General features: G+C 67.1%; 13 protein-coding genes. 11 read left to right on the forward strand and 2 right to left on the reverse strand.

What is annotated here, in order from left to right:
- Positions 1 to 453: 453 nt before the first annotated feature.
- The 4 genes from ACM1PE_RS22685 (at position 454) to ACM1PE_RS22700 (ending at position 3119) form a co-directional block, all read left to right on the forward strand.
- Positions 454 to 1632: a phage tail sheath subtilisin-like domain-containing protein gene (locus tag ACM1PE_RS22685; protein WP_419341010.1), complete on the forward strand. Its 1179-nt coding sequence runs from the start codon at positions 454 to 456 to the stop codon at positions 1630 to 1632.
- Positions 1629 to 2216, forward strand: coding sequence for an AAA family ATPase (locus ACM1PE_RS22690; RefSeq protein ID WP_419341012.1), 588 nt, complete (start codon positions 1629 to 1631; stop codon positions 2214 to 2216). Before ACM1PE_RS22685 ends, ACM1PE_RS22690 begins: the two co-directional genes overlap by 4 nt.
- The gene (locus ACM1PE_RS22695; protein ID WP_251879378.1) at positions 2213 to 2419 is read left to right on the forward strand and encodes a hypothetical protein; all 207 of its coding nucleotides are present in this window, start codon (positions 2213 to 2215) and stop codon (positions 2417 to 2419) included. The genes ACM1PE_RS22690 and ACM1PE_RS22695 overlap by 4 nt, the downstream gene beginning before the upstream one ends.
- Before the next feature lie 160 nt (positions 2420 to 2579).
- Positions 2580 to 3119, forward strand: coding sequence for a hypothetical protein (locus ACM1PE_RS22700; protein ID WP_059378681.1), 540 nt, complete (start codon positions 2580 to 2582; stop codon positions 3117 to 3119).
- A gap of 25 nt (positions 3120 to 3144) precedes the next feature.
- Here the strand turns inward: ACM1PE_RS22700 and ACM1PE_RS22705 are convergent, their stop codons facing one another.
- Positions 3145 to 4002: an IclR family transcriptional regulator gene (locus ACM1PE_RS22705; RefSeq protein ID WP_059378680.1), complete on the reverse strand. Its 858-nt coding sequence runs from the start codon at positions 4000 to 4002 to the stop codon at positions 3145 to 3147.
- Positions 4003 to 4328: 326 nt separating this feature from the next.
- Here ACM1PE_RS22705 and ACM1PE_RS22710 point away from each other — a divergent pair, with 326 nt between their 5' ends.
- The 7 genes from ACM1PE_RS22710 (at position 4329) to ACM1PE_RS22740 (ending at position 11490) form a co-directional block, all read left to right on the forward strand.
- Positions 4329 to 5084: a substrate-binding periplasmic protein gene (locus ACM1PE_RS22710; RefSeq protein ID WP_059378678.1), complete on the forward strand. Its 756-nt coding sequence runs from the start codon at positions 4329 to 4331 to the stop codon at positions 5082 to 5084.
- Positions 5085 to 5138: 54 nt separating this feature from the next.
- Positions 5139 to 5798: an amino acid ABC transporter permease gene (locus ACM1PE_RS22715; RefSeq protein ID WP_054451769.1), complete on the forward strand. Its 660-nt coding sequence runs from the start codon at positions 5139 to 5141 to the stop codon at positions 5796 to 5798.
- On the forward strand, positions 5795 to 6526 hold the full coding sequence (locus ACM1PE_RS22720) for an amino acid ABC transporter ATP-binding protein (protein ID WP_419341016.1): 732 nt from the start codon (positions 5795 to 5797) through the stop codon (positions 6524 to 6526). Before ACM1PE_RS22715 ends, ACM1PE_RS22720 begins: the two co-directional genes overlap by 4 nt.
- A gap of 10 nt (positions 6527 to 6536) precedes the next feature.
- Positions 6537 to 7835 (forward strand): NAD(P)/FAD-dependent oxidoreductase, encoded by a 1299-nt coding sequence (locus ACM1PE_RS22725; protein ID WP_059378676.1) that lies wholly within the window; start codon positions 6537 to 6539, stop codon positions 7833 to 7835.
- A gap of 27 nt (positions 7836 to 7862) precedes the next feature.
- The gene (locus ACM1PE_RS22730; RefSeq protein WP_419341018.1) at positions 7863 to 9131 is read left to right on the forward strand and encodes an NAD(P)/FAD-dependent oxidoreductase; all 1269 of its coding nucleotides are present in this window, start codon (positions 7863 to 7865) and stop codon (positions 9129 to 9131) included.
- 162 nt (positions 9132 to 9293) lie between these two features.
- Positions 9294 to 10277: a Bug family tripartite tricarboxylate transporter substrate binding protein gene (locus ACM1PE_RS22735; RefSeq protein WP_419341020.1), complete on the forward strand. Its 984-nt coding sequence runs from the start codon at positions 9294 to 9296 to the stop codon at positions 10275 to 10277.
- A 22-nt stretch (positions 10278 to 10299) separates the two neighbouring features.
- Positions 10300 to 11490, forward strand: a complete 1191-nt coding sequence (locus ACM1PE_RS22740) for a M24 family metallopeptidase (RefSeq protein WP_175208776.1) — start codon at positions 10300 to 10302, stop codon at positions 11488 to 11490.
- On the opposite strand, the gene ACM1PE_RS22745 is transcribed toward ACM1PE_RS22740, so the two are convergent.
- A complete protein-coding gene (locus ACM1PE_RS22745) occupies positions 11483 to 12448 on the reverse strand; it encodes a LysR family transcriptional regulator (protein ID WP_059378672.1) in 966 nt (321 codons plus the stop codon). The genes ACM1PE_RS22740 and ACM1PE_RS22745 overlap by 8 nt on opposite strands.
- Between the last annotated feature and the right edge of the window lie 9 nt (positions 12449 to 12457).

Below are 12457 nucleotides of genomic sequence, written 5' to 3' on the forward strand. Positions count from 1 at the left end.
TGACGACGTTGCCGGGAAAACATGCATGCGCCACAGTCGGGTCAGGCTACACATCTCGCGCTCCTCGTTGAGGGCCGCGACCGCCATTCCGGCCTTCGGCCACTCTGATTTCCCGCAGCGCCGCCGCTACGGGCCAAGCCTCGGCCGGCCTCTCTGCAAGGCGTCCTGCAAGGGCCGGCTTCTGAATAAGCAACAGAACGTTAACACCGCTGAAAAGCTATTGCCCGCTTTTATCAGACCTTCTATAAAACATCTCACCAGGGCTGCTACTTTTGCCCGATAGCCTTTCCGCTGCAATCCAACTAGAAGCGCGGCGCAACGCCCGCCAAACGCCCGCGCGCTACGGCGTGTCGCGCCCCCGCCCGGCTCTCTGTCCGCGGCGCTTCGGCCGTCCCGCGAAGACTCTCCTGCTGCAAGTTCACGCCATCAAGTCGCCGTGGAAAGGAGCAGTTCATGGTCCCTGCCCTGACGCATCCCGGGGTGTATGTCCAGGAAATTCCCGCAGGCGTGCGCACCATTGCCGGCGCGCCGACCTCGGTTGCCGCTTTCCTGGGGACGGCCATGCGCGGACCGCTCAACCAGCCGGTCCACATCCAGGACTTCGCCGACTACGAACGCGAGTTCGGTGGGCTGGCCGAAGGCTGCGAACTCGGCTACGCGGTGCTTCAGTTCTTCCTGAACGGCGGGGCCAGAGCCTGGATCGTGCGCGTGGCGCAACCCGCGCGGAACGATCCGCTGGACGCGCATGCCGCTTTCATCAGCCAGCGCGCGCAGCGCCGGGGCCTCTACGCGCTGGACGATGTCGATTCCTTCAACCTGCTATGCCTGCCCGGCATCACGTACAGCATCGTGCTCGCCGATGCCGTGTCCTACTGCAAAGAGCGGCACGCCTTCATGATCATCGATGCGCCGCCCGCGGCGGCCGACGCGGCTTCCATGGCGGCCGCGGTCATGGGTGCGGCGCTGCCCAGATCCGATCATGCCGCGCTGTATTTCCCCTGGACCCGGGCGGCCGACCCGCTGAAGAACGGCCTGCCGCGCCTGACCGCGCCTTGCGGCACGATCGCGGGCCTGTATGCGCGCACCGACGGCGACCGCGGCGTCTGGAAAGCGCCAGCCGGCATCGACGCGGGCCTCGCTGGCGTCCTGTCGCTGGCCGCCGCAGTGAGCGACGACGAGAGCCGCAACCTGAATACCCTGGGCGTCAATTGCCTGCGCACCTTTGCCGGACGCGGCGCGGTCTGCTGGGGCGCGCGGACCCTTCAAGGCACGGACCATTTCGCCTCGGAATACAAGTACGTGCCGGTGCGCCGCCTGGCGCTCCACCTGGAACAATCGCTCTTGCGCGGCACGCAGTGGGCCGCGTTCGAGTCCAACGACGAGCCGCTCTGGGCGCAGATCAGGATGAACGTCAGCGCCTTCATGAATGCGCTGTTCCGCCAGGGCGCCTTCCAGGGCGGCACGCCGCGCGATGCCTATCTGGTCAAGTGCGATGGCGAAACCACCACGCAACAGGACAGGGATCGCGGCATGGTCAACATCCTGGTGGGATTCGCTCCACTCAAGCCGGCCGAATTCGTGGTCATCCGGGTCCAGCAACGAGCCGGACAAACGGAAGGAAATCCGCCATGAACCCGCTCGCGGAACCGCGCATCCTCGCGTTTTGGGACACCGGCACCCAGCACAGCCCGCGGGCGCGGGCGCAGGCGCTCGAGGCTGCCGGGGAACTGGCGCGCGAGACGGGACTGGCTCTGCATCGCATCGACCTGTCCAGGATCGTCAGCAAATACATCGCCGAAACCGAGGAAAACCTGAACCGCCTGTTCGAGTCGGTCGAGCAGCGCGGCGCGGTCCTGTTCTTCGACGAAGCCGACGCCCTCTTCGGCAAGCGCACGAACGTCAAGGACAGCCATGACCGCTACGCCAATATCGAGGTCAGCTACCTGCTGCAACCCATGCAGTCGTACCGCGGCCTGGCGTCGCGGGCCGCCAGCATGAAGTCCAACCTGGACAGCGCATTCCTGAGGCGGCTGCGCCTTGTGGTCCAGTTTCCGGCCGCCGCGCCGGATCAGCGCGCGCGCCGCTGGAGCCGCGCGTTCCCTACCGCCGGCACCGGCGCCGAAGTCACCATGGCGCGCCTGCTGCAAGCCGTCCGCGCCGACCCAAGCCCACACGCCCGGCCCCTGCCTGGCCTCAAGACGAGAGAACATCCATGAAACCCGTGATCAACGAATACGTACGCGAACTCAGCCACCCTGGTTACGACGCGGCCCAACGCAATGCCTTCGTCGCCGCCATGGTGAGCAAGCGGCTGATGCGGCGCACGGAGCAACAGCGCAAGGCGGACGAAACAGCCCCCGCGCTGGCCAGCTCGCTGAACGGCAGCGCCGACGCGCGCGCCGACAACGACCAGACTTGAGCGCCGTGCCGCTGCAGGATGGCGCTGCGTCCGGTGCGGGCGCGGCGCATGCAGGAAAACCGGGCCGGCCGCCACGGTATCATCAGGCCTGTTGCGTCGGCTTGCCGCGTCCCAGCGGCAAGCCGGCCACGCCACTCCCGCCCACATTCTGCATGACGCGATGACCCCCTATATCTCGGCCGGCATTCTGCTTCTAGGCGCTCTCGCCGCCATCGCTTACCGCCGCAAGCGGCAACGCACGATGGACACTGCCGGCCGGCGCCTGGGCAGCGACCTGGTCGCGGGCGGCTCGCTCTACGGCGTGGCCGCGCCGCCCATTGGCGGCGCAGCCGTCATCATCGCGCTGACGGCCGCGACCCGGGATCCCGAGAACCTGCTCATGCTGGTCTATGCCCTGCCCTGGTTCTACATCTTTGGCTTCGTGCCCGCCCTGCTGTGCGGCATCGTGGCCGGCGCGTTGCGGCCGGCGCATCCGTCCTGGCGCGCCTATGCCGCAATGGGGCTGGTCGGCGCCGTCTACGGCTTCGTTTTCCTGGTGGGCTTTATCTCCCAGGGCAGGCCATGGCAGGAAGAACTCGGCTTCCCCTTGACCATCGGCGCGGCGCCCGGCGCGCTCAGCGCATTCCTGTGCGCGCGCCTGCTGTACGGCAAGCCCGGCCGCCGCGGCGAGCCGGGCGAAAAAGCGCCGCAGGCGGCCTGAAGGCGCCGCTGCCTGGCCGCCTGCCCTAAGCCTTGCGCCCGCTGGCGCGCCCTGGCGGCTCGGCGTGCAGATCGCGCGCGGCACCGCCGCCAAACGCCGTCAGCGCGCGAGGCGTGGGCGGCGACGTGGAAATCTGCCGGGCGGTTTCCAGCATCATCGGGACAAAGCGCGACACCGCGCGCTTGACCGTCCACTTGGCCGCCGACACGGACAACTGCAGGCCCGCCACCACGCGCTGGTTCAGGTCGTAGACCGGCACCGCCAGCGCCAGATCCCCGCGGTAGTACTCCTCTTTGCAGCAGGCATAACCCTGCTCGCGCGACAAACGGATCTGCGCCATCAGCTCGTCCAGGTCGGTCAGCGTGTTGGCCGTGTACTTCACGCGCTCGCTGGCCTCCAGGGCCTCGAGAGCCTGCTCGTCGCTCATGCCGGCGAGGTACACGCGCCCGGTCGAGGAACAGTACATGGGGATACGCCGGCCCACGGGCATGTGCACCAATAGCCGCAAAGGGCTGGGAAAGCGGCCGATATAGATCATGTCCTGCCCGGCCGGCTCCGCCAGGTTCACGGTTTCTCCGGCATTGCGGTTGAGTTCCAGCAGGAAGGGATTGGCGCGGTCCAGCAGCGGATGCGATTCCAGGTAGCGGCAACCTGCGTCCAGCGTGCGCGACGACAGTGAATAACGCTTGCTGACAGGGTCCTTGTTGAGCAACCCCAGCGCCTCCAGCGTGAACGCGAAACGCTGCGCGGCGCTGCGGGTGATGCCCGCCGCCGCGGCAATGTCCGGCAGGCTCATGGAGGTGTGTTCGGCGTCAAACGCATCGAGCACGGCGATGCCGGTGGCCAGCGATTGGACGTACAGCGTGGAGGATTCCGGATTCATGGCTGGGCTGGGCGGCGCGGGCCGCCAGTCTATTAGTGTTCGATAGGCAGAGATTGCATTCCAATTCAAATGAATGCAAGAAAAAGCCGTGGTTCTTTTGACATATTCTACCTTTACCGCATCAGGTAATCCCGGGAAAACCCTTAAATAAAAAGCGCTTAGCCGAAACCGGAGTTGATTGACAGGCTTTCCTTGGCCAGATTATAAAATCTACATGCGATATATGCTTATCGCTATTCGATACGATAATGCGCACCTGACAAGGACGAAATCGGACGTCCGATACACCGTGCAGGCGCGCGATTCCAGCTTCCAAGGGGATTCCGATGCTGCACAAAGTGTTGAAAACGTTGTTGGCGACGGCGCTGTGCGCCGCCGCGCTGTCGGGCGCGCACGCCCAGACCGTCAAGGTAGGCGCCACGCCCACCGCGGTGCCGTTCAACTTCCTGGACCCGAAGACCAATACCCTGCAAGGCGTGATGATCGACATCGCCCACGCCGTGGGCAAGCAGGCCGGCTTTACGGCGGAAGTGATGCCGATTCCGTTCGCCTCGCTGGTACCTGCCCTGCAGACCAATAAGATCGACATCATCGCCTCGGCCTTCGCCAAGACGCCGCAGCGCGCCGAAGTGGTGGATTTCACGCAGCTGGTGGTGGAGTACGGCGAGGCCCTGATCGTGCCGGAGAAGGACAAGAGCGACTACAAGAGCATCGCCGACCTGAAGGGCAAGACCGTCGGCGTGCAGATCGGCACGCTCTATGTCGAGCCGCTGAAGGCCGCGCCCGGCCTCAAGGAAATCAAGATGTACGAAACCATGTCCGACCTGGTGCGCGACGTGGCGCTGGGACGCCTGGACGCGGCCTTCGGCGACGGGCCGGTGATCTCCTACCAGGTACGCACCCAGGGCGTGCGCAACGTGCGCTACGTCGACAGCTATCAGCCAGCCATGCCCACCAACATCGCACTGGCCGTGCGTAAGGGCGACGCCGAACGCGTCAAGCAGCTCAATGCGGCCATCGATGCGCTGCGCCAGGACGGCACCCTCGCCGCCATCATGAAGAAGTGGGGCGTCACGCCCTGATCCCGAGCGCCGCGGCCCGATCCGCCGCGGCGCGCCGCCTAACAGGTATCCAAGATGTTCCAGTCATTTTTCAGTGACGCCGCGGAGTTCTTCCCGGTGCTGATGCAGGGGGTGCTGACGACCATCGCCATCACTGCGGCGGCGCTGGTCATCGCCACGGCGCTCGGTCTGTTCTGGGCCCTGCTGCGGGTCAGCGGCGTGGCGCCGCTGTCGCACGCCAGTCGCATCCTCACCAACATCATCCGCGGCGTTCCCATCATCGTCGTGCTCTTCTACATGTACTTCGTGCTGCCGGAGATCGGCATCAGCCTGACCGCCTTCCAGGCAGGCGCGCTGGGCCTGGGCATCGCGTACTCCTCGTATATGTCGGAGGTGTTCCGCTCGGGTATCGACGCGGTCGATCCCGGCCAGTTCGAGGCAGCCCAGTCGCTGGGCATGTCGCGCGCCAAGCTGATGCGCCGCGTGGTGCTGCCGCAGGCCTTCAAGGTCGCGCTGCCGCCATATGGCAACAACGTGGTCATGATGCTCAAGGACTCCTCGCAGACGGCCGTCATCACGGTGGTCGAGCTGTCCATGCAGAGCAAGCTGATCGCATCCTCCACCTTCAAGAGCGCCACCATCTTCACGCTGGTCGCCCTCATGTACCTGGCCATGAGCCTGCCCATGATGTACTTCATCGGCAAACTTGAACGCCGACTGGGGCGCCGCCAATGATCAAGATCGAAAACCTCAGCAAGTCGTTCGGCGCCCACCGCGTGCTGGAAGGCATCGACGCCGAAATCCAGCAAGGCGAAGTGGTCTGCCTGATCGGGCCGTCGGGCTCCGGCAAGTCCACGCTCCTGCGCTGCATCAACGGCCTGGAGCGCTACGACGGCGGCCGCATCACGATCGACGGCGTCACCGTGGACGCGCGCCGCAAGGACATCCAGAACATCCGCCAGCGCGTGGCCATGGTGTTCCAGCGCTTCAACCTGTTCCCGCACCGCACCGCGCTGGAGAATGTCATCGAAGGCCCGGTGCACGTCAAGGGCGAGAGCATCGAGTCCGCCACCGCGCGCGGCCGCGAGATCCTGGCGTCGGTCGGCCTGGCCGAAAAGATGAGCCACTATCCGCAACAGCTCTCCGGCGGCCAGCAGCAGCGCGTGGCCATTGCCCGCGCGCTGGCGATGGAGCCCGATGCCATCCTGTTCGACGAGCCGACCTCGGCGCTGGATCCTGAGCTTGTGGGCGAAGTGCTGTCCGTGATGCGCACGCTGGCCGAAAAGGGCATGACCATGGTCATCGTCACGCACGAAATGGACTTCGCGCGCAACGTCTCCGACCGCGTTCTGTTCCTGGAAAACGGCCGCATCGCCGAACAAGGCCCCTCGCGCGAAGTGCTGACCAATCCCCACAACGAACGCATGCGCGATTTCCTCAAGCGCGTCACCCACGCCCAGTAGCTCCGGCACCATGAACAACGATCTTTTTTCGCCCGCAGCCACCCTGTGGGCAGCGACCGCGCCTGCGCGCGCCGCCTCGCCGGCGCTGGCCGGTCCGCTGCACGTCGACGCCGCCGTGGTCGGCGGCGGCTTCACCGGCCTGTCGGCCGCCTTGCATCTGGCCGAGGCCGGCTTCAAGGTGGCGCTGTTCGAGTCCCACGAAGTGGCCCACCGCGCCTCCGGACGCAACGGCGGGCAGGTGGTGCCGGGCTTCAAGCCTGGCCCGGCCGCGCTGATCCGCCGCTTCGGCGCGGACACGGCGGCGCGCATGATGCGCTTTGCCTACGGCAATGCCGACTATCTTTTCGAACTGGCCGAACGCCTGCGCATCGATTGCTCTCCCACCCGCAACGGCTGGATCCAGGGCGCGTTCTCGGCGGCATCGGGCAGCTATCTCAAAAGCCGCGCGCGGGAATTGAACGCGCATGGCGGTGAGGTCGAATACCTGGACGCCGATGCGATGCGCGCGGCCACCGGATCCTCTTTCTGGCCCGCGGGCCTGCGCGAGAAGCGCGCGGGCGCGGTACAGCCACTGGCCTTTGCGCGCGGGCTGGCACGCGCGGCGCAGGACGCCGGCGCAGCGGTGCACGACCACTCGCCGGTGTCCGCCATCGCGCCCAAGCCTGACGGCGGCGCGACGCTGAGCGTCAACGGCTTTGCCGTCCACGCGCGCCATGTGGTGCTGGCGACCGATGCCTACACCGACCGCCTATGGCCGGCAGTCGCGCAGTCGTATGTCAACGTATCCAGCGCGCAGATCGCCACCGATCCCCTGCCGCAAGCGCTGCAGGAGCAGTTGCTGCCGCTGCGCGCCGGCATCTCCGAGACGCGCAAGATCACCTACTACTGCCGCATCGACCCCGAGGGGCGCTTCGTCATCGGCGGCCGCGGGCACTCGTCCGAGCGCCTGGATCCGTCAACCGGCGAGCAGCTGCGCCGCGCCGCGGTCGCGCGTTTCCCGCAGCTGGCCGACGCCGCCTGGCGCCACGGCTGGGCCTGCCGCGTAGGCATGACCATGGACGACCTGCCGCGCGTGCATCGCCTGGCGCCAGGCGTCTGGACCGCTTACGGTTACTGCGGACGCGGCGTGGCCATGGGCACCGCGCTGGGGCGCGTGCTGACCGACGCCATCCGCGGCGTGCCGGCGGACGAACTCGACTTTCCCGTCACGCCCATCGGACGCATGCCTTTCTACCCGGCGCGGCAATTCGGCGCCTCGCTGGCCATCAACTGGTATCGCCTGCGCGACGCGCTGGGCTATCCCGCCTGACCCTTGCCCTGGCGCTTTCACTTTGCCATGACGACACAAACGCAATTTCCGGCCACGGTGGACGTGGCCATCATCGGCGGCGGCATCATAGGCGTGAGCACGGCGCTCGCGCTGGCGCGCGCGGGCGTGCGCTGCGCGCTGTTCGAGAAAGGCACGCTGGCCTGCGAGCAATCCTCTCGCAACTGGGGCTGGGTGCGTACCTTGGGCCGCGACCTGCCCGAAGTGCCGCTGGCGCTGCGCGCCAACCAGCTCTGGCGCGACATCCAGGCCCAGGTCGAAGTCGGCTACCGCCGCAACGGCCTGGTCTACCTGCAGGAAAACGACACTGACGCCGCCGAGCACGAAAGCTGGCTGAGCAAGGCCCGCGCCTATGGCGTAGAGGCCGACATGCTGGGCCGCGACGCGGCGCTGCGCCTGCTGCCCAGTTCCGGCCGCGCGTGGACGGGCGCGCTCTACAGCGCCGCCGACGGCGTGGCCGAGCCACAGATCGCGACCCATGGCGTGGCGGCGCTGGCGCGCCAGGCCGGCGCGCTGATATACGAAAACTGCGCCGTGCGCGGCCTGGAGACCAGCGCCGGCCGCGTCGACACGGTCATCACCGAACGCGGCACGCTGCGCGCGCAGGCGGTGCTGGTGGCCGCCGGCGGCTGGTCGCGCCTGTTCTGCGGCAATCTGGGCGTGGACTTCCCGCAGCTGAAGGTGCGCGGTTCGGTGCTGCGCACCGAGCCCTTCGACGCCGGCGTTTCGCTGGCCATCAATGGCAAGGACTTCACCTGCCGCAAACGCGCCGACGGCGGCTATACCGTCTCGCAATTCTCGGCCTCGCTGGCCGAGCTGGTGCCGGACAGCTTCCGCCTGATGAGCAAGTTCCTGCGCGCCTGGATCGCCAATAATTCCCTGGTCCGGATCCGCTTCAGCAAGCGCTTCTTCGAAGAGCTGGCGACGCCGCGCCGCTTTCCGGCCGACCGCGAGACGCCTTACGAACGCTGCCGCGTGCTCGACCCCGCGCCCTACAAACGCGGCATAGACCAGGCCTGGGAACGCCTGCTGCGCGCCTTCCCGGTGTTCCAGCAGGCGCGCATCGCGCATTCCTGGGGCGGGTACATCGACGTGACGCCGGACGCCATGCCGGTCATCGCCCCCATCGCCCAGGCGCCCGGACTCTATCTGGCCTCAGGCTTCTCGGGCCATGGCTTCGGCATCGGCCCGGCGGTGGGCGAAACCATGGCCGCCCTGATCCAGGGCAAGGAAACGCCGGTAGATATACGGCCGTTCCGCTTGGAGCGCTACGCCTAGCCTACGGCCATCGCGCTGGTGGGCACCTATGCAATAACGCTAATGGTGCCCTCAGCTTTTTTCATTGGGCACTCATAGGCCCCTTCCCCATAATCGCCTGGATGCCATCTCGGCAGGCCGCCACCCGGCGGCGCCTATCCAACGAATCCATGGGGAATGCATATGTTGCGTACCAAGCTGGCCCGCTGCCTGCGCGCAGCCGGGCTTGCCTGCGGCCTGCTGGCGGCCTGCACCGCCGCGGCGGCCGCCTATCCGGACAAGCCGCTGAAGCTCGTCGTGCCGCAAGCGGCGGGCGGCGGCACCGATGTCATCGGCCGCCTTTGGGCCGACTACATGTCGCGGCATCTCAATGTGCCGGTGGTGGTCGAGAACCGCCCGGGCGCCAACGGCATCCTGGCCTCCAGCCATGTCGCCAAGCAACCCGCCGACGGCTACACCGTTCTGATCAGCGGCATCTCGTACCTGGCGTTCAACCCCTACATGTACAAGAACCTGCCCTACGACCCGGGCAAGGACTTCGACGGCGTCAGCCTGCTGGTCAACACGCCCTTCCTGCTCGTCGCCAATCCGCAGACCGGTATACGTTCATTCAAGGACCTGGTCGAAAAAGCCAAGGCCGCCCCCGATAGCCTTAACTTCGCTTCGGCAGGCAAAGGCAACTCCACGCATCTGGTCGTGGAAATGCTCGAACAGCGCCTGGGGTTGCGCCTGACCCACGTGCCCTACAACGGCGCCGCCGCGGGGCTGACCAGCGTCATGGCCAACCAGACGCAGCTCATGGCGGACGTGCTGAATACCGCCGCCGTGCAGGCCAAGGCGGGCAAGGTCGTGCCGCTTGCGGTGGTGGGTTCGCGGCGCGCGGCCAGCGTGCCGGACGTGCCCACGCTGGCCGAGTTGGGCATCGCCGATTTCCCGCTGCCGGGCTGGTATGCCCTGGTCGCCCCCAAGGGCACGCCTTCGGCCGCCATCGACCGCCTCAATGCCGAAACCCGGCGCTTCTTCGAAGACCCGGCCGTCAAGACGCGCTTGCAGGAGCTCCAACTCGAACCCCTGCCGTCCACGCCGCAGGCGGTCGCGGAATCGGTCGCGCGCGACAGCGCGGCCTGGGGACCGCTGATACGCCAGCTCGGCCTGAACAACGACTGACCGCAACCCTGAAAGGAAAGACATGCCCAAGCTCAGCAATGCCGTCTGGCGCTATCGCCACGAAAAAATGACGGCACTGATGGACGACCTGGCCGTCGATGCCATCGTGTTCACCTCGGCGGATTTCTTCCAGTTCGCCACCAACTTCCACACCGACGTCCTGCCCTGGGAACGCCCCATCTTCGCGGTGGTGCCGCGCAATGGCACACCCTTCCTGGTGATGAACGAACTGTCGACGCATCACATGCGCTTCTCGCAAGAGCAAGGCAAGGTCTGGATCACCGACATCACCTACTACGCGGAACACCCGCGCGTCACCGACCGCCTGCCCTTGATCACCCAGCTGCCGGAAGTGCTGGCGGAACGCCTGCGGCAGGCCGGGCTGGCGCGTTCGCGCATCGCGGTCGAAGGCGGCAGCCCCGTGCTGGCGCAGCTGGGCCGCCTATTGCCCGATCTGACGCTGCGCGCGGCCACGGCGGAATGCCGTTCGCTGCGCTGGCAGAAGCACGAGGAAGAGATTGCCGTGATGGCGGCGGCCGCGTCGATCTCCGACTGGATACAGGACCGGTACCGCGAGAACATCCGTCCCGGCAGGCTGGTCCAGGAACTGGATTTCGCCATGGCCTCGCTGTTCGTGCAGGAAGCCGCCGAACGCTTTCCGGGCGAGCAATTCGAAGTCATCCGCTGCTGGACGCTGAGCGGCCCGGCGTCCGCCTCGCCGCATGGCGACGGCGCCTCCTGCGGCGCGCGGATCAAGGAAGGCGACGTGCTGGTCAACATCGTCATCCCGCGCCTGAACGGGCTGACCATCGAGAATGAGCGCACCTGGTTTTGCGGCGCGCCCTCCGCGGAGCAAACCCGGCTCTGGTCCGCGGCCAAGGCCGCCAACGAAGCGGCCATCGCCGCGGCCCGCACCGGCAACCCGGTGTGCATGATGGACGCGGCCGCGCAGGCCGAAATCGAAAAGGCCGGCTACGCCAACTTCATCCGCCATCGCACCGGGCATGCCGTCGGCATCATCCACCACGAATACCCGGAAGACATGGCCTTCTGCCAGCGTCCGCTGCTGGCCAACGAGGTGTATTCCGCGGAGCCTGGCATCTACGCCTATGGCATAGGCGGATTCCGCCTGGACGACACGGTGGTGGTGGGCGATACGCCGCGCGTGCTGACCGGCACGCCCAAGACGCTGGAATACGCCACCGTCAGGTAGGCTGGCCGGCCCCGGGCGCTTCCTGCGCGAGATCCTGCGCCTCGTCGCGCAGGATCTCGCGCAACCAGGGCAGCACGATGCTGGGCGAATCCGCGGCCCACAGCATGCCTATGGGGCCGAACTCCAGACAAGTCGGCGCCTGCACGATGCTGATGAGGTTCAGCCTTTCGTACATGTGGGCCACGGAGCTGGCCAGCGTCGCGACGTACTCCCTGTCCTGCAGCAGCGATAGCAGGGCCACCAGCGAACTGGTTTCCACCGCGGGCTTGGGCGGCGTCAGACCCGCGTCCACCAGCGCCTGGTCCAGCCTGACGCGCGACAGCACGCCCGGCGGCGGCAGGATCCAGGGATAGCCCTGCGTGTCCGCCCACTGCGGCGCAGCCATGCCGGCCAGCGGATGTCCGCGCCGCGCCACCAGGCTGAAGCTGTCCGTCATCAGCCACTGTGCGCACAAGCCGGAGCGGCTGGCGCGCAGATCCAGAGGCCCGATGATGAGATCGATCTCGTGGCGCGCCACCCGTTCGATCAGCGGATCCAGCAGGCCTTCGACCAGTTCGATCTGCACGTCCGGCGCGCGCTGGTGCAGCGTGGCGATGGCGCGCGGCAACAGCACTGGCGCGGCCGACAGGATGGTGCCGATGTGCAGGCGGCCGGCGACGCCGGCCTTGACCGCCTCGATCTCCTCGCCCGTGCGCGCGGTGTCGCCCAGCACGCGGCAGGCGTAGCGCCACAACGAGCGCCCCGCTTCGGTCAACGCCAGCGTCCTGCCGCGCGCGAACAGCGGCGTGCCCACCATGTCTTCCATATCGCTCAGCCAGTGCGACAGCGCGGGCTGCGTCATGTGCATGGCCTTGGCCGCGGCCGTGACGGTTCCGGCCTTTTCCAGGGCGATCAGCACTTCCAGGTGGCGCAGCTTCAGGCGCCGCGTCCAGAGCAATTCGGAGAGGGGGGCAATCATGCGGAAATG

The sequence above is a fragment of the Achromobacter sp. PD1 genome, from assembly GCF_048541815.1.
Classification (GTDB): Bacteria; Pseudomonadota; Gammaproteobacteria; order Burkholderiales; family Burkholderiaceae_B; genus Achromobacter; species Achromobacter bronchisepticus_A.

Coding starts and splice junctions, on each gene's coding strand:
- ACM1PE_RS22685 (WP_419341010.1), top strand. CDS start 454: ATGGTCCCTGCCCTGACGCATCCCGGGGTGTATGTCCAGGAAATTCCC.
- ACM1PE_RS22690 (WP_419341012.1), top strand. CDS start 1,629: ATGAACCCGCTCGCGGAACCGCGCATCCTCGCGTTTTGGGACACCGGC.
- ACM1PE_RS22695 (WP_251879378.1), top strand. CDS start 2,213: ATGAAACCCGTGATCAACGAATACGTACGCGAACTCAGCCACCCTGGT.
- ACM1PE_RS22700 (WP_059378681.1), top strand. CDS start 2,580: ATGACCCCCTATATCTCGGCCGGCATTCTGCTTCTAGGCGCTCTCGCC.
- ACM1PE_RS22705 (WP_059378680.1), bottom strand. CDS start 4,002: ATGAATCCGGAATCCTCCACGCTGTACGTCCAATCGCTGGCCACCGGC.
- ACM1PE_RS22710 (WP_059378678.1), top strand. CDS start 4,329: ATGCTGCACAAAGTGTTGAAAACGTTGTTGGCGACGGCGCTGTGCGCC.
- ACM1PE_RS22715 (WP_054451769.1), top strand. CDS start 5,139: ATGTTCCAGTCATTTTTCAGTGACGCCGCGGAGTTCTTCCCGGTGCTG.
- ACM1PE_RS22720 (WP_419341016.1), top strand. CDS start 5,795: ATGATCAAGATCGAAAACCTCAGCAAGTCGTTCGGCGCCCACCGCGTG.
- ACM1PE_RS22725 (WP_059378676.1), top strand. CDS start 6,537: ATGAACAACGATCTTTTTTCGCCCGCAGCCACCCTGTGGGCAGCGACC.
- ACM1PE_RS22730 (WP_419341018.1), top strand. CDS start 7,863: ATGACGACACAAACGCAATTTCCGGCCACGGTGGACGTGGCCATCATC.
- ACM1PE_RS22735 (WP_419341020.1), top strand. CDS start 9,294: ATGTTGCGTACCAAGCTGGCCCGCTGCCTGCGCGCAGCCGGGCTTGCC.
- ACM1PE_RS22740 (WP_175208776.1), top strand. CDS start 10,300: ATGCCCAAGCTCAGCAATGCCGTCTGGCGCTATCGCCACGAAAAAATG.
- ACM1PE_RS22745 (WP_059378672.1), bottom strand. CDS start 12,448: ATGATTGCCCCCCTCTCCGAATTGCTCTGGACGCGGCGCCTGAAGCTG.